A 20,618-nucleotide genomic window follows, 5' to 3' on the forward strand; every position below is an offset into this window, starting at 1 on the left:
ATTTTTATCTAAAACTCCTGCTCACCAAACTCACTCTTGATGAATTTGGAGTTGTTTTTCAGCTTGTTGAACGTGTAGCTGATATTGAGCTGTATTATATCGACCTCATAGACATAATTTGTCGTGGTGTAAAATTCACCCTCTCGCCAGGTAGTGATTCGTTGCTCGTTTGAAGATAGAAGTCCCATGTCTATATTCTGCCACTGCATAGTTGCGCTTAATCTACCATCCAAGAAGGTTTTTTTGATATTCAAGTTTGGTGAAAGAAAGCGTGAATCTTCTCCTTGCGCTGTGTTGGTAGGGGAAAGGTAATTCACCGCCAACTGAGCTTCCCAGTTCTTTCCGAAGCTGAAACTTGTATTTGCATTGATTGAATAAATCCAGCTTTCGGTATTAATAGGTTGGTTGTCAAATTCTCCTTTAATGGAATAGTGATACACATTTGCGCCAGCAAAAATCTGCCACCAATCGGTAGGGTTCAGCTCCAAACCTGCTTCCAAACCGATTGATTTTCCAGTTCCCACATTAGAGTAAATTCTATTTAAGATGGTGTCATTAAATACTGTATTGACGCGGTTTACCAGGTTTTGTACATTCCTGAAATAGGAAGTAGCTGTAAATGAATTGTCTCCAAAGTTTTTAACCACGCCCAATTCCACTAAGTCAACAAACTCAGGCAAAAGCGTAGGATCACCTTGCTCCAACGTTTCGGAGTGCTCTCTCTCCGGGAATGGATTCATCTTGAAAGTAGTCGTTCTTTCTACTCGCTTGGAATAGGATGTTTTGATTTGTAGCTCATCATTTATGGAGTATTGCAAACTTGCCGAAGGATACAATTTGACGAAGTCATACAAGTAAGTTGTATCAACTGTCCCAGCTTTGTCAGTCAAGTCCAGCGTCCTATCCATAATCTCTAGCCTGGCGCCAGCCGAATAGCTCCATTTTCCTTTAGTGCCTGTTAATTGCCCATAAGCGGAATGCAGAATTCTATTCAAATCAACCGTACTCGAAAACTCAGGAACCAGTTCAAATTCACCCGTTTCATTGTTTTTTCGCTCGTAGACAAAGTCTCCGGTGTGATTGAGAAGTCTGTATTGATAGCCGAATTCCATGATTCCAAAAGGTTTTGGAGCGGATTTGTAGTCCACTTGTAATCTCGTACCGTGAAGTGGATTGTCATTGGTGTTGTACTCGTCCTGGTAAATGATGCTGGTATCGGGGTAGCCTAAATTCCTGTTGGTAGTTGGTCCACCTAGCATGGTGTATTCGTATAGAAAAGAACCTGAGATCTGAGATTTATTTTGAAAGCTATGTTTGTAATCCAAACTTCCCAACACGAAATCCCCGCGACGAATCCTCAGGTTTTCATTGTAATACTGCATCGTATAAAGTCGCTCTCCATTTACTTCTGCATGATTGTCGTAATAAAGTATGTCAGCAGTTCGGTCAGCGGTCTTTTTGCCTGCATAAAATCCCAGACTAAAATCATTCAATTCATTAGGTGTAAATCCCAGCGTGAATCTTCCAGAGTAGGTTTTGGCATCGGTGCTTCTTTCTCCATCTGAAGGGAAATAGGTAGTAGTATCTCCACTGATGGTATAGACATTACCTTCACGTCTTCCATTGATGTCATTTCTCAGGTAACTTCCTCCAAGAGAAAGATCCCATTTCCCTTTTTTGTGGTTGACGGTGAAGTCAGCGCCATAACGCTGTGGCTTGTCTTTGTTATCGTAAGGTTCTATGCTCGGCATTCCGATTTTCGCATTCACTTGCACAAATGTGCCATCAGTCACGCCTTTCTTTGTGATGATGTTGATAATGCCAGCCTTTCCTTCAGGATCGTATTTGGCAGAAGGTGAAGTGACCAATTCTATGCTTTCTACGGCATTTGCCGATAGCTGAGAAAGTAAGGCTTCAGGACTAGATTGGGTCGGCTTGCCATTTACCATGACCACAAAGCCTGTTGTTCCTCTGACAGATAATTCACCCTGGGCATTGATGCTTACTGAAGGAAGATTACGAAGCACATCGGTGGCTGTTCCTCCTTGGCTTGTCAGGAAATTTTCAGAAGTATAAACCTGGCGATCTACCTGATTCATGGTGGTGAATTTCTTCCCCGAGACTTCCACTTCTGCGAGTAACTTCTGATCGGGACTTAGGAAGATTGTGCCTAAATTCTGTACTTGATTTTTCATAACAGTGATTTCTGGAATGACCTTCGTCTCATATCCTAGAAATTGAGCAAGTAGATAGTAATCTCCTGATTTTAAGTTGTCTAAAGAGAAAACACCGTCCTGCTCAGTTACCACCCCGGCAACTAGGGAGCTATCTTTGGTTTGGTAAATAGCAACACTTGCGTATTCCAGTGGATTGTTTTCGGATTGGTCGATTAGCTTTCCTTTTACTCCAGTTTGAGAAAAAGCAGTTCCGGTAAAAAAAGTAAGTAAAAACAGAGGTATTAATCTATTCATTTGAGGTTTATTAATTAACCACAAATAACTAGTGCTTCTGTACTATTTTACGGTAGAAAAATACTGATAATGGTATAATTAAACTTTTATTTTGGATCTGTATTCTAATGGAGTGAGATTAGTCTGCTGTTTGAAGAATTTGACAAAGTTTGAAGAATCTGTAAAATTCAGCGCATAAGCGATCTCAGAGACTTGATTATTGGTATGTGTAAGGGAATTTTTTGCCTCCATCAGCATCCGCTCTTTGATTACTTCCCGTGCATTCGTGTTCAGTGTAGTCTTGCAAATAGTATTTAGTTTTCTAACCGATATCTTCATTAGATCTGCATATTCCTGCACATTTTGTATTTCGGCAAAATGCTTATTGATCAGCCTTTTGTAGTTGGCCAATTGATCAATCACAGTTGTGTCAAGCTGGGTGGAGGAAGATTGAAGTGTTAGCGTAGTCAATATCAGAAGGTTAAGGTGTGCAGCAATTAGGTCCAATGAACTACCATTTTTGTATTCCCTGTGAAAAGTTTCTAAAAGTGGAAAGATCTGTGTCTCATTCTTTCCTATTTCAAAAGTCTTGGTCAGTTGGAAAAGGCTGTTGAATGCATTCGGGTACTGGGAAAGCACCTCTTCTTTAAAAAGAATAACATAGCCGTCTGGGATTTTGCTGAAATCCCAACAATGGACTTCACTCAGTCCTAGGTAATACCCAGTATTTGGAACTACATCAAACTTTTCAGCTCCAATAGTATGAGTACCTGCGCCTTTTGATAGATAAATCAACTCGTGATAGCCCGCGTGTCTGTGAGGAACAGTAGGTTTGATTACCGGTTTCATTCGTGAGACTTTCAATAGAATATCACTTTCTAATTTTGACTTCAATCCGATAGTGTCGTGTTTCTGCATTTCAGGGTTGTTTTTCAATTACCAAACATTGCCAAAAAGTTAAGGATTTGAGTAGCCGTTTACATAATTGGTTAACTGATTTGGTTCCCTGTTCCTTTTTCTAGTTTTTTTATAAAATGAATAAACTTTACAAAAAATAATAAGGAAGTTTTTTTTTGTCTATCCGTTTAGAGGAGTTCGTGTTTATGCGGTATATAGCAAGTAGGTGCGGTTAAATAGCCATGTTAGTCGGAAAATTCCAATGACTGAAAGACGTTGAAATCATTTTTGGATTCAATCTGAATAGGGAGATCAGCAGGTTTGGGAAGAAATAATTTTGTTATTTTAGAATCGGAAGTAGAAAGCTGATTGATTGATGGCTTCAACTTCTTTTTTTAAAATTGAAATACATCAAAAAAGTAAATTCTATCTAATGAGTTTTCAAATCAAAAATTCCGGTGAAGCCTACGACGTCATTATTGTGGGTTCTGGAGCTGGAGGTGGAATGGCCTCCAAAATTCTATCTGAAGCAGGTCTATCAGTAGCAGTAGTAGAGGCAGGTGGTGATTTTGATCCAGCTAAAGAGGAAGATCGTACTCAACTAAGGCCACCATGGGAATCGCCCAGACGAGGCGCAGGAACTAGAATTCGTCCTTTTGGCGATTTTGATGCAGCTATCGGTGGTTGGGATATCGATGGAGAGCCTTACACTAAAAAGAATGGAACTGAATTCGATTGGTTTAGATCCAGAATGGTGGGTGGTAGAACAAACCACTGGGGTAGAATTTCACTTCGTTTTGGTCCGAATGATTTTAAGCGTGCAAGTATTGATGGACTAGGTCACAACTGGCCAATTGGCTACGATGATTTGAAACCATATTATGACAAGGTTGATAAACTAATCGGTGTATTTGGTACCAAAGAGGGGATTTATAATGAGCCAGATGGCTTTTTCCTTCCTCCTCCCAAACCAAGACTTCATGAGCTTTATATGAAAAAGGGAGCAGACAAAGTTGGGATTCCTATGATCCCTTCCCGTCTATCCATGCTTACGCGCCCTATCAGTAAGGAAAGGGGAGTTTGCTTTTTCTGTAGCCAATGTAACAGAGCTTGCCAGGTTCATGCAGATTTCTCTGCTGGAACAGTTCTAGTGCACCCTGCTATGAAAAAGGGCAAAGTGGATCTTTACACTCACTCGATGGTTAGAAAAGTAACTACAGACGAAAGCGGAAAAGCTACTGGAGTTTCTTTTGTAAGTAAAGAGGACATGAAGGAATATAAGCTGAAATCACGCGTAGTAGTACTTGGAGCTTCTGCTTGCGAGTCAGCGAGAATTATGATGAATTCCAAGTCCAAATCGCATCCTGATGGGATCGGAAATAGCTCTGGAATGGTAGGTAGATACCTGCATGATTCCACTGGAACTGACCGAATGGCGATTGTACCGAGTTTGATGGATCGTCAGAGATATAATGAAGACGGTGTAGGTGGATTACATATGTACACACCTTGGTGGGGTGATAATAAGAAACTGAACTTTGCCAGAGGATACCATATCGAATATTGGGGTGGAATGGGCCAGCCAGCCTACGGAACCGGTGGAAGTATGGATTCGATGAGAAAATACATCAAGGACGAATTTGGTGAACCAAGTCCGAACGGTGGTTACGGTGTAGGATTGAAAAAAGACATCAGAAAAATCTACGGTTCTACGATGGGAATGTCAGGTAGAGGGGAAAGTGTCCCTATGTATGATAACTACTGTGAGATAGATCCAAACACAGTAGATAAGTACGGGATTCCTGTACTAAGATTTAATTACAATTGGACAGATCAGGAAGTCAATCAGGCGAAACATATGCATGATACCTTCGAGGAAATCTTGACTGAAGCAGGCGGGATTTTATTGGGATCTAAACCAGGTCCTGAGTCAAAATATGGTTTGCTAGCACCAGGAAGGATTATTCACGAAGTGGGAACTACACGTATGGGAGATGATGCTGCTACTTCCGTATTGAATTCCAATTGCCAAGCGCATGATTGTGACAACTTATTCGTAGTAGATGCAGGACCATTTGTGTCTCAGGCGGATAAAAACCCAACATGGACTATATTGGCCCTTGCTTGGAGAACTTCCGATTACATTGTTTCTGAATTGAAAAAGAAAAACATCTAAACCATGAATAGAAGAGAAAATCTCAAATTGCTCTTTACTGGCTCTGTCGGTACAGGTTTATTATTGACAGGTTGTTCACCTGAGGAGCAAGCGATTCCAGATAAGGCATTATTAGCTGGAGGGACTATAGGAGGAAGAACTGCTGAAGAAAAGCAACGCGATCAAGAGTTACTATCTGAAACTTTTTTCACGGAAGATGAACGCAAGAAACTCAGTACTCTTGTAGATATCATTATGCCAAAGGATGATGAATCACCTGCTGCTACAGAAGTAGGAGTAGTTGATTTCATGGAGTTTATGATGAAAGATCAGCCAGGTAATCAGACTCGTATGCGAGGTGGATTGATGTGGCTGGACTTTGAAGCTGATGAGAAATTTGGTAAGTCATTCAATGAGCTAAGCGAGTCAGAAGTAATCACAATTGTCGATGAAGTAGCTTGGCCAGACAAAGCTGCGCCGGAATACGATGGAGCTGTACGCTGGTTCAATATGCTTCGAAATCTTACTTGTTCTGGATATTTCTCTACCCCTGAGGGTTGGAAATACATGGGTTATGTAGGAAATACTCCGAATGCGTGGGACGGCGTTCCTCAGGAAGTAATGGATAAGCATGGCGTGAAACTGGAAGAAAAATACATCCCGCAATACCTCAAAATGGAAGATCGCGGAACTGTGATCGAGTGGGATGATGAGGCGAATATTATAGGGTAGCCTAACTGTCTTTAAGACTAATTATATGGAAAACCAATGGATGAAAATTCATTGGTTTTTTCTTTTCCAGTTGAGGTAAATAGGAAGCTTTTTTAACGCATCGATTTTGAGAGAATTTATAGAATCTCTGTTTTTTTAATATTTTTTAGAATATTATGGGGTCATTTGGGGTAAATACTTCCTCTTAATTTCAGGAAGGATAAGGAATACCAATTTTAAATGAGCAATAACCCAAAAATTAAGCCTGATTCCATTTTTATTCCCATTAAGCATCTAGAGACCATACGGATTTTTGAGAGAAAAACCGATGGTGAGATCTGGAATGCATTTAATAGAGGTGATGAAATGGCTTTTAATTTTATTTATAGAACCTACATACAGGATCTTTACCAGTATGGAGGCCAGTTTACCAGCGATTCTGATGTAGTCAAGGACTGTATTCAAAATCTTTTTATCTACCTCAGAAAGAAGAGAGGGGAGCTAAACGAGGTGACTAATATAAAAGGATATCTATTCCGTTCTATACAGCGGGAGATACTCAGAAAGTTAAAAAATGACTTGAGACCTAAAGGATTTGACGAGGAGTATTTGGAGAATAGTTTCCAGATAGAAGTATCTGTAGAAACAAGCATGATCAGAAATGAAGCTGCGCAAGAGCAAAAGGAAAAGCTTCAGAAAGGCCTCAACAAATTGACTTCAAAGCAAAGAAAGGCGCTTTTACTGTTTTATGAGGATGAGCTCAGCTATAAAGAAATCGCATCAATCATGAATTTCAGCGAAGTCAAATCAGCCAGAAAGCTCATCTACAGAGCATTGGCGTCATTGAAAGAAATAATCAAACCAACGAGTTTTTAAAAGAATGTCTAGAAGCAACATATATAAGAAGTTTGTTGACTACGGGTTCCAGGATTTTGTGGCGGACGAATATTTCGTGGAGTGGGTGAAATCACCTGATGAAAATACGATTCATTTTTGGGACAAGTGGTTAGATGCCAATCCTCAAAAAAGAGAAATGGTCAAAGAAGCAGCGGAATTCATTCGTTCGGTTCATTATCAAAAGCAAATGGACTTTACCAATGAAGATTATATAGAAATATATGAGAGTATTATCAAGATGGAATTAGGTGCAAAAGACCAGGAGTTACCTAATCCTAAACAGGGGAAGTGGTACTCTTTTTTTTCAGTACGCCGGGTGGCGGCCATTTTCTTAGTTTGTTTTTTTTCATGGGTTATTTATGAAGCTTCAGATTATTCTCAGCATTCAGCTCTGCAGACAGAATGGATCACTAAGAAAGTAGCAAGTGGTAAAAAAACGCTTGTCGGGCTTTCAGACGGAACAAAAATTTACTTGAACTCAAATTCAGAAATCAAGTACCCTGCTTCATTTTCTGATACGTTACGAACAATTTATTTGACAGGTGAGGCATTTTTTGAAGTGGAAAAGGAGGATCGTCCTTTCATTGTCGAGCTTGGTAACGCCAAAGTTGAGGTACTTGGAACAAGTTTTAATGTCAACCATTCTCAAGAAGATCATCTCTCAGTGGCACTGGTCAGTGGCAAAGTAAAGGTCAATGATACTGTAGGGAACCAAGTAATGCTTGCACCCTCCGAAATGCTAGTAATGGACGAAAAAGGTGAGTTTTTCAAATCTCCATTTGATTCATTGGAGATTACCGGCTGGAAGGATAATAACTTAATTTTTAGAAGCAGTGATTTTCCTACGGTGAAAAGAAAGCTGGAAAGCTGGTATGGAATAGAGATCTCCGTTCATGGTGAATTCAGAAACGGCTGGTCGTATACCGGTGAATATCATGACGAAAACTTGCATAATGTGCTAAAAGGAATTCAACTGACTTCTAATATAAAGTTCAAAATAGAAGGAAAGAAAGTCGATATATATAACTAACCCAAAACCAAAAAAGTACATGGCACATTCAAATGGACCCTAAAAAAAAGGCAGTAGAGACTCTGGGGAGAATTTCTAACTGCCTTCATTCAGATTGCCTGTAGTAGCGCTAACCATTTCAGGCAAAAGCTCAAGCGATTAATAACTTAAACCAATAACAATAATATGGAAAATAATATACGGGGACAACTCATTATGATTTCTAAAAGGATACTTTATGGATTCCTTTTTCAATTGATTTTTTGTACGGTCTTGCTCGCTAATACCGGAAATGCCCAGCGAAAGAATATTGAAAAAGTGCAAGTGGAGGTAGGTGTACAGAATACATCCTTGGAAACTCTCTTCAAAAAAATTGAAAAACAGTCAGGTTTTGTATTTACATACAATTCTTCCATGATTGATATTGACCAGAAGGTATCAATAGCTGATTCTCGTCGAAGTGTCTATAAAATTCTGGAGGAATTGGCAAGGCAGACTGATTTAAGTTTTGTTCAGGTCAATGACAATATTCATGTACGGAAAAACTCTAATGGGAACAGGAAAAATGTCTCAATTAGGGATGCTGAGAGGATGGTGATCACAGGAACAGTGCGTGATGCTTCGGCAATACCGCTACCTGGAGTTACGGTTTTGGTGGAAGGAACTACCAACGGGACAGTCACTGACATAGATGGGAAGTACGAAATCAATACTGAGGAAGGTAATACACTGGTTTTTTCATTTATTGGATATGAGACTGTAAGAATTCTTGTCAGTGCACAGACCATCGTAGATATCACCATGGATGAGGATGCACAGGCTCTCGAAGAAGTAGTTGTGGTAGGTTTTGGTGAGAAAAAGAAGAAGGATATAACTGGATCCATTGGTATAGTAGAATCCAAAGCTATAGAACGAGTACCATTTACCTCACCACAGTTTGCCCTGCAAGGAAATACCCCTGGAGTAAGGGTGGTAAATACTAGCGGTAATCCTTCCGATGCTCCGCTGGTATTTATAAGAGGAATTGGTACTTGGAATGGTGCTTCTCAGCCACTCTATGTTGTCGATGGCCAGATCTTATCCACTCCTACAGCGGGAAATATGGATTTAATTGGTTCAATCAATCCTTTTTCCATGATCAATCCCCAGGACATAGAAAGCATTTCAGTATTGAAAGATGCTTCAGCATCGGCTATCTATGGAAGTAGAGCAGCAAATGGAGTAGTGTTGATTACCACAAAAAAGGGTAGAAAAGGGAAGAGTGTGGTCGAGTTTGATGCGGTGACTACAGTGCAGAATGTCCCGGAATTTGATGTTTTGAGTTCAGAGCAATTGATTCCATTTTATAGAAGGATGTTCAATGCAAACTCCAATCCTGATCTGACCCTCGAAAATAACCTCTATGGCAGAAATGAATCCAATCCTAACAATCAGCGGAATGGTTTTCATCCGCAGTTGGATCCGATGAGTCAATTTTATATTGGGGAATCACCTGGGGATTACAATTGGCAGCGTCAGATTCGGCGGAAAAATGCCTTAAATCAACTTTACAATATGAGAATCTCAGGAGCCAACGAGGACACCGATTACATGGTAGGTATTGGCTACAATAGCCAGCAAAGTGTACTGAAAGGAAATGATTTTGATCGATTTAACCTGACATTTAATATTAATTCCAAGATAGGGAATTATATAAATGTTGGTCTGACCTATCGAGGATCATATCAAACTTCACAAGCAAACAGTGGTGGGAGTGACCTCACTGATGCGGCAAATTTTTTACCGTGGCAGCCCATTTACGACGCAAATGATGAATATGGTTATGCAAGACCTGTAGATCCATATCCAGATGGAGGCGATACTTGGAGTCCGGTGAGACTTTTTGGTGCTGGTACTGGAAACAACTTTCCAGCATTGATTGAAATTGAGCAAAAGGAATTTGAATTATTAAGAAATCTTGCACAAGGATATGTAGAGATTCTTCCTTTTGAAGGATTGGTGTTGCGTGGTGGGCTAAGTCTTGATTTGACAGATCAGAATAGAACGGCCTTTGTTCCAGTTGATGCGGAGTATTATCAAATTAATGGATCGGATCCTAGCGAAATTGGAAATGGTGCGTCATATGCCACTTTAGGCTATAGAATGAACCGTTTCTTTAATTTCCAGGGCGATTTTACTGCTACTTACCGAAAGGCATTTGGGAAGCATAATATTGATTTGCTGGCAGGGATACAAGAGCAGTTTATCAAGCAATTCAACAAAGATCTAAGTACCACTAACGTTGGTACAGATGATTTTTACCGTGCTGGTATTGCTAATGAGCAACAGTATGTAACAGGGTTTGCCGGTAGAAATAATGAACGGTTTTGGTACGGCTATGTGGGTAGAGCAGGGTACAATTATGACAGTAAGTATTACTTAGATTTATCTTTTAGAAGAGATGGAAGTTCTGGCTTTCCAGATGACGATGATTTGAGATGGGGTAATTTTTATGCGGTGTCTGGGGCATGGAGAATCAGCTCAGAGGATTTCATGAATAATGTGACCTGGATAAATGATCTGAAGTTTAAAGCAGGATGGGGACAGGCAGGTAATGATGAAGCTGTAGTGGGACAATTTGCTTATCTCTCGACAGTGGCCAATCAAGGATCCTATACGTTGGGTAAAGACCCTTCCAATATTTACGGGAATTACAATACAGGAAGAACTGTACCGGGATTCCCAAACAGAAACTTCACCTGGGAAGTTGTTACTACGACCAATATAGGTTTTGAAGGCTTGTTTTTGAATAATAAAGTCAATGCTACGGTAGAATACTTTAACAGGGAAACCGATGGAATTCTTCAATATGTAAATCTTCCTCCTTCCGTAGGTACCAATTCCCCAGCCTTCAATGTAGGTTCCTTGAGAAATAGAGGGCTGGAAATAGACTTAGGCTACACACACCAGTTCAATCAGCATTTTTCTGTGAATTTGAGTGGGAACATCACCTTCCTGAATAATGAAGTACTGAGTCTTTATGAAGGACAGCCATTGGACACCCGTTTTGGTAGGGTAGAAGAAGGTAGGCCTGTAGGTCATATATGGGGGTATCAGGTAGGAGGATTGTTTATGAATGAAGCGGAAATACAGGAATACTACAGTAATCTGGAAGACAGAAATATCCCAGATGCTGATTATGTTGCTCCTGGCGACCTGTATTTCAAAGATATAGGCGGACAAGGAACCGAAGAAGAGCCATATTACAGCACTACTCCTGACGGATTCATTGATGAGTATGATCGCACCGAGATAGGGAACACTATTCCTGGTCACGTTTATGGAATCAACCTTTCAGCTACGTTCTGGGATTTTGATCTCTCCGCCAACTTTTATGGTGAAGGAGATGTGGATAAATATAATGGTGTACGAGCAAGCTTCACCGGAGCTAGCGGTGCGGGGTCAAACTATTGGCCTTCTGTATTAGATGCCTGGACTCCAGAAAATCCTAATTCCGATATCCCGAGAGCAGTAGCAGGTGATCCAGCCAGAAACAACCGTTATTCTGATCGATTTGTGGATCAGGCTGGCTTTCTGAGGCTGAATACATGGCAACTTGGCTATTCTTTACCAGCTAAGTTTCTGGATAAATCAAATGTGATCAAAAGGTGTAGGATATACATAGGAGGTCAAAACAATATCCTGATTACAAACTGGCAGGGTATAGATCCATTGAACGATACCTACCCATTACCTCGAGGTTATACTTTTGGTCTTAATGCACGCTTTTAATTCTACGAAAATGAATACATCACTAAAATATTATCTAACAATTGGAGTACTGGCATTCTCAATATCATCCTGCGATAAGGACAGGATTGATGCTCAGCCGCTTACTGTAACGGAAAACGACTTCTTTACCAATAATGTGGAGTTTGATTTGACAGTTTTCAGTGCCTATGCTACACTGACAGATTATTACTTTTTCAGGGGTAATAATTTCCTTCATGAGATCTATCACATGCGTGGAGATGATATTACAGAGGATAGAGGGAACAGAGCAGCTTTTGAGCTCTTTGCAGGACTTACGTCATCTAATAACAAGGTCACTTATTATTATGAACGTACCTATCGAATGATCCAACGATGCAATGTCATTATAGAAAAGTCTGAAACTATAGATACCAGTGGATTTGAGGATCCTGCTAGGGTGCAGGTGAATCGAGGGGAGGCTCTCTTTCTCCGCGGATTGGCTTATTTCAATTTGTATAACTTATATGGTAAGGCACCTTTGGTCACTGAGCGGATTTCAGAACGGGATAAGGTAAATACTCCGCCTTCTGAAGGAACCCAATTGCTTGATCAGGCAATCTTTGATTTCGAAGAGGCTGCTTCCTTGCTTCCGGAAAGCTGGAGTTCAGAAAATAATGGAAGAGCCACAAGAAATGCCGCGAATGGTTTTCTTCTGAAAAGCTTGGTTTTCCGCGGAGATTATACTGGCAACACCTCAGATTATACTAGGGCTGTCCAGTTGTTTCCTTCAATTTCCCGAAACCTTACCGATGCTTATACTGACAACTTCTCAGCTTTTGAGATAAACAATGAAGAATCTTTATTTGAGTTTCAGTCAGGAAGACCTCCTGGAGGATTGAGTAATGCTTACCTCCAAAATGACGGTGCTTGGAGAGGGGTAGAATCCATGGCTGCATACTGGGGATTCTTCGATACGGGAAATAATGTCAGCAATAATAACATAGGTGGTCAGACATGGAAGGTGACAGAGAAGTTATATAACAAATATGGAGACGATCCACGAATTTCCTTCTTCGTGGATGGAGATCGTTATTTCACCAAGTATGGAAAAGCACCTTTTGATGAACCAGCTACTTCTTATATGCCTACTTCGCTTAACAACCCTAGGATTTTGAGGTATGCAGATTTGATCCTGCTGACTGCTGAAGCGATAGTGAAATCTGGAGGATCAAATGCTGAGGCAATCGCATTAGTTAATAAAGTAAGAACACGTGCAAGAAACTGGGCCGAGTCTATTGAGTTTTCGACAGGGCTTCCCGCAGATTATTCTACCTCAGAATCTGATTCTCAAAAGGTCCTAAACTGGATCATGGACGAGCGTTTTGTGGAGCTTTGTGGTGAAGAAAATATGAGATTCAATGATCTTAGAAGATGGGATGCCAGAGGTGACATTAGTCTCCAAAACTGGGGAGGTGGAATAGAACACTTCAGTACGGACCTATCTGCGACAATGCAGTTTGAGTATCCAAAGCACATGTTGCTACCTATCCCGCAGACTGAAATGGACCGGAATTCGTCTTTTACTAACAACAATCCTGGATACTAAGTAAATAGAGGTTTATTATTTCTTTAAAGCTGTCTTGTAATACGGGACAGCTTTTTCCTTACTATATGGATTTTAACCTTGGAAAAAAGTGACTTGTTAAACTTTCAAAAGACTTCTCTGTTTGACTTTGTCAATTAATATCTACCTAGCCGAATTCACCTGCGGACAAGAACCTGACGTATGGTTTCCGCTGGTTAGTTCTGAGAATTAGCACGATATTCCCTTCGTAATCGGAATGGCTGATTAGTTGGATAACCCTGTTGGAAAGCATGGATTTCTGTAAATGACAGACTCCGGTTTTGTATATGAAGATGGAAACATCGATAGGTGTAAGTCTCTTTAAACTATTAAATTATCTGCTTTATGAATACTAATAAAATCTTCACCCTATTAACTTTAGTTTTATTACTGAGCACACACTTTTCTGTAAGCGCTCAAGAATTTGAAACGTTGACCTATTACGAGGACGATTCCATCAAATTGGAGCTCGATTTATTCTTGCCAGAGGCTGTTTCGAGTTCTAAAATACCGTTGGTCATCTACGTTCACGGTGGAGGTTTTTCTACTGGAGACCGTACTGGAGGACATAATTTGGCCAAGTTTTTAGCCAAAAAAAATGTCGCTGTAGCATCTATTTCTTATACGCTTTTCATGAAGGATAAAAGTTTTAGCTGTGATGGGAAGCTTCCAGAAAAAATCAAAGCTATACAGTTGGCTGCAAATCAAGTTTGGCTGAGCACGGAATTCTTTCTTGCTAACCAAGAGGAATACACTATTGATCCTGCTCAAATATTTGCAGCAGGAAGCAGTGCTGGCGCTGAGGCTGTATTACATGCGGCCTTTTGGGATAGGAGTTTGATGAACTTATATGAAAATAACTTACCTGACACATTTAAATATGCGGGAATTATATCTGGGGCGGGAGCTATTATGGATTTAAACCTAATCACGGATCAATCCTTAGTCCCTGTGATGATGTTCCATGGAGATTCAGATCCAACCGTTCCGTATGCGACAGCTGCACATCACTATTGTCCGACAAATGCTAGTGGTTGGTTGATGTTATTTGGTTCCAAATCCATCTTTGATCATATAGTCAGTATGCATGGTGCCGCCACACTCATAACCTATGTTGGAGGTACTCACGGTTCAGCAGGAGCACACTTTTATCAAGATCAGCAACCTGTTTACGATTTTATCCATCAAGTTTTGGAAGGTAAGGAAGTGTTTCAAAATCAAGTATATAGGAAGTGATTAGGATTGTAGGGAGGATTGCTAAGATAGCTTGAGAGGCTTATTCTATTTATAGTCAATATGCCACTTATCCTTTTTTTATTGGTTTTTAGGGCGAATTGCCCAAATTTACTTTTAAACCACCTCTTAATCTATGAAACGCAGATCTGCTGTCAAGGCAATGGCCTTAACTTCTTTATCCACGCCATTTTTCTTTTCCCAAGGATTTACAAGCATCAAAAAACTACTTTCCACCGAAACTATAGGTTTCAAAAGCAATTGGGAAAACTGGCCTGATATGAAGTGGATTGGCCCGGAGTTTTGGGGAAATCGATTGCAGGATTGGGAGATTTCCGGTGGAAAAGCGCTATGTAATATTTCCAGTAGCAACAGAGCTTTACACATTCTTACCCATCAGTTGGGATCAAATACGAAGGATTTTCAGCAGTCTGTACTTATAGATTGGAAAAATCAAGGGTTAGTAGGAAATGCCGGAGCCTACGCTGGTTTCAGATTGGGAGCAAAAGGCATTTTCGAAGACTATCGCTCTGCTGCTGTTTTTGGAAAAGGACTGGATGCTGGTGTCACAGGAACAGGTCAGTTGATGATAGGAGAAAAGCTAAGTCAGGAGAAATTGGATTTATCCAAACCAATTTTCTTAACCTTGAAAAGTGCTTTCTCCAGTGGGAAATATTCTTTGACTCTTTCAGGTTCTACGGCTAGAAATGATAAAAACTCAGTTGAATTAACAGCCGACGGAATCGCCCCAGGTGATTTACAAGGAAACTTGGCTTTAATAGCAAATTGCCCAAAAAAGGAAGAGGATAAAAACAGCTTAGCTGCATTTGCAGACTGGGTTTTTCAGGGAGATAAAATCGTAGAATCAGCCGATCAGGTCTATGGGCCAATATTTTTTGCTCAATACACGCTTCATAAAAACACGCTTAAGTTAACAGCTCAGTTGGCTCCACTTGAGCAAATCTCAAATCTGAAAGTTGAGCTTCAGCTTAAAAAAGGATCTAAATGGGAAACGGTTCAAACTTCTACACTTGACCCAAATGGAAGGATTGCTAAGTTTAGGATAGATGATTGGAATCAGGAGGAAATGATTCCCTATCGGGTGAAAATAGATGTCCCTTTAAAGGATAAAAACCAGGAGTTTAGTTACTATGGTGAGATAGCAGCACAACCTAAATCTTCTGAAAATCTGAAGGTAGCGGTTTTTAGCTGCAATGCAGATCATGGATTTCCGGATCAGGAAGTAGCTATTCATGTGGCAAAACACAAGCCTGATATGGCCTTATTCCTTGGAGATCAGTTTTATGAAGGCACTGGGGGTTTTGGTATTCAAACAAGTCCGTTGGAAAAGTCATACCTGGATTACCTGCATAAGTGGTATATGTTTGGCTGGTCATATCGAGATATTTTCAGGACAGTTCCGGCAGCAATTATTCCGGATGATCATGATGTATATCATGGGAATGTTTGGGGAGAAGGTGGAAAGCATGCACCCTCTGATGAAGGTTGGGGCTATATAGCCCAAGATCAAGGTGGCTACAAAATGCCACCTGAATGGGTTAATATGATTCAGGATTGCCAGACAAGTCATTTACCGGATGCTTTTGACCCAACTCCGGTGAAACAGGGAATCAATGTCTATTATACGGATTGGAAATATGGAGGAGTGAGTTTTGCGATTTTGGAAGACAGAAAATTCAAATCAGCTCCGAAAAATGCCTTGCCAAAGGAAGCAATGGTTCAGAATGGTTTTATTCAAAACCGTGATTTTGACATTAAAAAGCATTATGATATTGATGCAGAATTGCTTGGAGAAAGACAGCTTAGTTTCTTGGAAAACTGGACAGAGAAATGGGATCCGGGTGTTCAGATGAAAGCTGTGTTGTCTCAGACAAACTTCTGTACCGTGGCTACCTTACCAGAAGGAAGTATAATCGACAGTATTGTGCCTAGCTTACCAACTCCTGAAAAAGGAGAATATGTAGATGGGGATGCGCCTACTACGGATATGGATTCCAATGGCTGGCCGCAAAAAGGAAGGGATGAAGCGGTACGAATCATCCGAAAGTCTTTTGCGCTGCACATTGCTGGGGATCAGCACCTGGCAAGTACAGTGCAATATGGGGTTGATGAATTCCGTGATTCTGGATTTGCCTTTGCGGGCCCTGCACTGAATAATCTATGGCCGAGAAGATGGTGGCCAAAGGTACCTGAAGGGCACAGTCCTTGGCCAGGCGGAACCAAGAATACAGGGGATTTCGAAGATGGTTTTGGGAATAAAATGACGGTGATGGCCGTGGCTAATCCTTATAAAACCGGCTTCGAACCTGCCAGAATCTACGATCGGGGCACTGGGTACGGGATCATTACTTTTGATAAAAATGAGCGCACCATGAAGATCGAATGCTGGCCTAGAAACGTGGATCCTATTACCAATCCAGACGGTCAATATGAGGGATGGCCGTTAACGGTTTCTCAAAAAGACAACTACGGTAGAAAGGCTCTTGGTTATCTGAACACCTTGAATTTAGAGGAGGTTGAAAATCCACTGGTTTCTGTCTATAACGAGTCAACTGGAGAATTGGAATACGCTCTCCCGGTTAATACGATTAACTTTCAACCGAAGGTGTTTTCTGACGATAAGTTCAAAGTGGAAGTAAAGGATCAGAATAAAGGTATAATGAAGACATTTGCAGGTCTTGTGATTCAAACTGATATTCAAGAAACGATTCAGGTTAATCTGGCTGAATAAACTAGCGATCAGGGACCCTTTGAGTCATACTTCATTATTCAGGATTATGAAAATATTGAATATCGAATGATGAATTGGGAATGTCGAAGTTTTAAGAATTTTAAGGATACATAAATAATATACCATGAGTTTTAAGCGTAGTCTATTACTTGGATTAACGGGTGTTTCACTTTATTGGAGCTGTAGTGCTCCCAAGGAAGAGGCAAATGAAGCAGAAGTGAAAAAGCCAAATATCGTCATCATCTATATGGATGATTTGGGTTATGGTGATTTGAGTTCTTATGGAGCAACACAGCTTTCTACGCCTAATATAGACAAGCTGGCAAATGGAGGAGTTCGCTTTACCAATGGATATGCATCCTCCGCTACCTGTACTCCAAGTAGATATGCACTACTGACCGGTGTTTATCCGTGGAGAAATAAGGATGCAAAAATCCTTCCTGGCACAGCTCCTTTGTTGATCAGCACATCGCAAATGACTATTCCGAAAATGCTCATAGGTCAGGGCTATGAAACTGCTGTAGTAGGAAAATGGCATTTGGGTCTAGGTAATGGAGATGTTGATTGGAATCAGCACATTAGCCCAAGTCCGAATGAGGTTGGCTTTGATTACAGCTATATTATGGCTGCCACGCAGGACCGTGTACCTACAGTTTATATAGAAAATGGGAACGTAGTAAATTTGGATCCAAATGATCCTATCGAAGTGAGTTATGATACAAACTTCGAAGGTGAGCCTACCGGAAAGGATAATCCGGAATTAACCACCATGAAATGGCATCACGGGCATAACAACAGCATTGTGAACGGTATTCCTAGAATTGGATTTATGAAAGGTGGAGAAGCTGCCAAGTGGTCTGATGTAGATATGGCAGATCACTTTTTAGAGAAAGCCCAAAGCTATGTGAAGTCTCATAAAGACGGTCCATTCTTCCTTTACTATGCATTTCAGCAGCCACACGTGCCTAGAACTCCTAACCCTAGATTTGTAGGTAAATCAGGTATGGGTCCAAGAGGCGATGTGATTTTGGAAGCAGATTGGATGGTTGGGGAGTTTATGAAAACTTTGGAAGAAGAAGGTTTACTTGAGAACACCATAATTATTTTCAGCTCTGATAACGGTCCTGTACTAAACGATGGTTACTACGATGATGCGGTAGAAAAACTAGGTGATCATACACCTGCTGGACCTTTAAGAGGAGGGAAATACAGCCTATTTGAAGCAGGAACACGTGTTCCGTTTATGGTATATTGGAAAGATAAAATCCAGCCTCAGGTATCCGATGCCTTGGTTTGTCAGTTGGATTTATTGAGCTCATTAGCTGCTTTGACAGGAAGTTCTGAAACTACAGATGACAGTCAAAACCTATTGCCGGCTTTTATGGGAGAAAATAAAGTTGGAAGAACTGAATTGATGATAGAGGCCACTGGCAGAACAGCTTTGCGTAAAGGTGACTGGATCATGATTCCTCCCTATCCAGGTGGGGCAGTGATCAAATCTGTGAATATTGAAATCGGTAATGATAAAAACTACCAGCTTTACGATCTCTCAACTGACATAAGTCAAGCGAACAATGTGGCGGAATCAAATCCTGAGAAATTGGAAGAAATGATAAGTGATTATGAAACTATCCGCGGGGAAATGAATGTCAAAGTAGAAGATGTAGTGTTGAAATAAGTCATTTTCTGTAATTTACTATGGAAGACCTTTGTACAATTAGTTGTGCAGAGTCTTCCATTTTTAATTTAATATTACTATGCAAAGACCCTTAATTTACCTCCAGCTAGTTCTTTTTCTCTCCATTACCTCTTTTTCATATGGGCAAAAATCAAAGGAAACTAAACCCAATTTCATCATCATTTTTACAGATGATCAGGGCTATGGAGATCTGGGGACATTTGGACACCCTACCATCAAGACTCCCAATATTGATCAAATGGCCACAGAAGGTCAGAAATGGACAAGTTTCTATGTAGCTGCGAATGTCTGTACGCCAAGTAGATCTGCGATTTTGACGGGTAGATTGCCAGTGCGAACAGGAATGTATTCCAATAAACGTCGGGTGTTATTTCCTGATTCTAATGGCGGTTTGCCTGCTTATGAAAACACCATTGCCAAGTTGCTCAAAGGCGCTGGCTATTCCACAGCAGCAATTGGAAAATGGCATTTGGGACACCTACCACAATTTTTACCTACCAGTCATGGGTTTGATTCTTACTTTGGAATTCCTTACAGCAATGATATGGATCGGGTTAATGACATCACTGCGAAGGAAGCTTTTGCAGATTCGAAAATCGAGTATTTCAATGTGCCTCTGATGAGAAATACCGAAATCATCGAGCGACCTGCTGATCAAAATACAATCACTAAGAGAAATGCGGAAGAGGCTGTGAAGTTTATTTCTGAAAACAAAGACAAGCCATTCTTTTTGTATTTGGCACACAATCTCCCTCATGTGCCGCTATTTGCCTCAGGTGATTTTCTGGGTAAAAGTGAACGTGGACTATACGGTGATGTGATTGAAGAAATCGACTGGTCTGTGGGAGAAATACTTGCTACTTTGAAGGAAAACGGACTCGACAAAAACACCTATGTGATCTTAACTTCAGACAATGGACCCTGGTTGGTTTACAATGAGCAGGGTGGAAGTTCAGGATCACTTTATGGTGGTAAAGGCACCAGTTATGAAGGAGGAGTTCGTGTGCCAACGGTAATCTGGGGACCAGGAAATGTACAGCCAGGAGTGATTTCCAAGATGGGAAGTACGCTGGATTTGTTACCGACTATTACTAGCCTTGCTGGTGCAAAAATGCCTCAGGATCGTGTATACGATGGTTTCGATTTGAGTCCTGTATTCAAAGGGGAAGATGCTACTCCAAGAGATGAGATGTTTTACTACCACGGAGATCGGCTTTTTGCGGTTCGCAAAGGTGAATTCAAACTCTATTTCTACAGTAACAATCCGGCAGGATATCCTGAGAAATTGGAGAAGCTTGAAAAACTGACTCTGTATAATTTAGGGCATGATCCTTCAGAGCGTTTTGACTTGGCGGATAATAATCCTGAGAAAATAGAAGAGATCAACGAAATCGCGAAGCAACATTTAGCTAAAATGGTGATCGGAGAAACTCAATTAGAGAAGGTAATTGGGAAGTGA

At 40.6% G+C, this 20,618-nt stretch carries 12 protein-coding genes; 10 read left to right on the top strand and 2 right to left on the bottom strand.

Translation table 11 applies throughout. From position 1 onward, the window contains the following. Nucleotides 1-8: 8 nt before the first annotated feature. Both AACZ87_RS02325 and AACZ87_RS02330 read right to left on the bottom strand, forming a co-directional pair. The gene (locus AACZ87_RS02325) at nt 9-2,471 is read right to left on the bottom strand and encodes a TonB-dependent receptor (protein WP_339864457.1); all 2,463 of its coding nucleotides are present in this window, start codon (nt 2,469-2,471) and stop codon (nt 9-11) included. A gap of 78 nt (nt 2,472-2,549) precedes the next feature. Next, complete coding sequence (locus tag AACZ87_RS02330; protein WP_339864458.1) at nt 2,550-3,368, bottom strand: helix-turn-helix transcriptional regulator; 819 nt, start codon at nt 3,366-3,368, stop codon at nt 2,550-2,552. Between the two features lie 412 nt (nt 3,369-3,780). Between AACZ87_RS02330 and AACZ87_RS02335 the strand changes: the two genes are divergently transcribed. The 10 genes from AACZ87_RS02335 to AACZ87_RS02380 all read left to right on the top strand — a co-directional run bounded on the left by AACZ87_RS02335 (nt 3,781) and on the right by AACZ87_RS02380 (nt 20,618). Continuing rightward, nucleotides 3,781-5,523, top strand: a complete 1,743-nt coding sequence (locus tag AACZ87_RS02335; RefSeq protein WP_339864459.1) for a GMC family oxidoreductase — start codon at nt 3,781-3,783, stop codon at nt 5,521-5,523. A gap of 3 nt (nt 5,524-5,526) precedes the next feature. Continuing rightward, nucleotides 5,527-6,234: a gluconate 2-dehydrogenase subunit 3 family protein gene (locus AACZ87_RS02340; RefSeq protein ID WP_339864460.1), complete on the top strand. Its 708-nt coding sequence runs from the start codon at nt 5,527-5,529 to the stop codon at nt 6,232-6,234. A 219-nt stretch (nt 6,235-6,453) separates the two neighbouring features. Beyond that, the gene (locus AACZ87_RS02345) at nt 6,454-7,089 is read left to right on the top strand and encodes a sigma-70 family RNA polymerase sigma factor (RefSeq protein ID WP_339864462.1); all 636 of its coding nucleotides are present in this window, start codon (nt 6,454-6,456) and stop codon (nt 7,087-7,089) included. Nucleotides 7,090-7,093: 4 nt separating this feature from the next. Then, nucleotides 7,094-8,140, top strand: coding sequence for a FecR family protein (locus tag AACZ87_RS02350; protein ID WP_339864464.1), 1,047 nt, complete (start codon nt 7,094-7,096; stop codon nt 8,138-8,140). 165 nt (nt 8,141-8,305) lie between these two features. Further along, nucleotides 8,306-11,890, top strand: a complete 3,585-nt coding sequence (locus tag AACZ87_RS02355; RefSeq protein WP_339864466.1) for a TonB-dependent receptor — start codon at nt 8,306-8,308, stop codon at nt 11,888-11,890. 10 nt (nt 11,891-11,900) lie between these two features. Then, nucleotides 11,901-13,457, top strand: a complete 1,557-nt coding sequence (locus AACZ87_RS02360; protein WP_339864468.1) for a RagB/SusD family nutrient uptake outer membrane protein — start codon at nt 11,901-11,903, stop codon at nt 13,455-13,457. 363 nt (nt 13,458-13,820) lie between these two features. Further along, nucleotides 13,821-14,711: an alpha/beta hydrolase gene (locus AACZ87_RS02365; protein ID WP_339864470.1), complete on the top strand. Its 891-nt coding sequence runs from the start codon at nt 13,821-13,823 to the stop codon at nt 14,709-14,711. 133 nt (nt 14,712-14,844) lie between these two features. Further along, complete coding sequence (locus AACZ87_RS02370; protein ID WP_339864471.1) at nt 14,845-17,460, top strand: alkaline phosphatase D family protein; 2,616 nt, start codon at nt 14,845-14,847, stop codon at nt 17,458-17,460. A 124-nt stretch (nt 17,461-17,584) separates the two neighbouring features. After that, the gene (locus AACZ87_RS02375; RefSeq protein WP_339864472.1) at nt 17,585-19,138 is read left to right on the top strand and encodes an arylsulfatase; all 1,554 of its coding nucleotides are present in this window, start codon (nt 17,585-17,587) and stop codon (nt 19,136-19,138) included. A 79-nt stretch (nt 19,139-19,217) separates the two neighbouring features. Continuing rightward, nucleotides 19,218-20,618, top strand: a complete 1,401-nt coding sequence (locus AACZ87_RS02380) for a sulfatase (RefSeq protein ID WP_339864473.1) — start codon at nt 19,218-19,220, stop codon at nt 20,616-20,618.

The sequence above is a fragment of the uncultured Algoriphagus sp. genome (assembly GCF_963974365.1).
Lineage (GTDB): Bacteria > Bacteroidota > Bacteroidia > Cytophagales > Cyclobacteriaceae > Algoriphagus.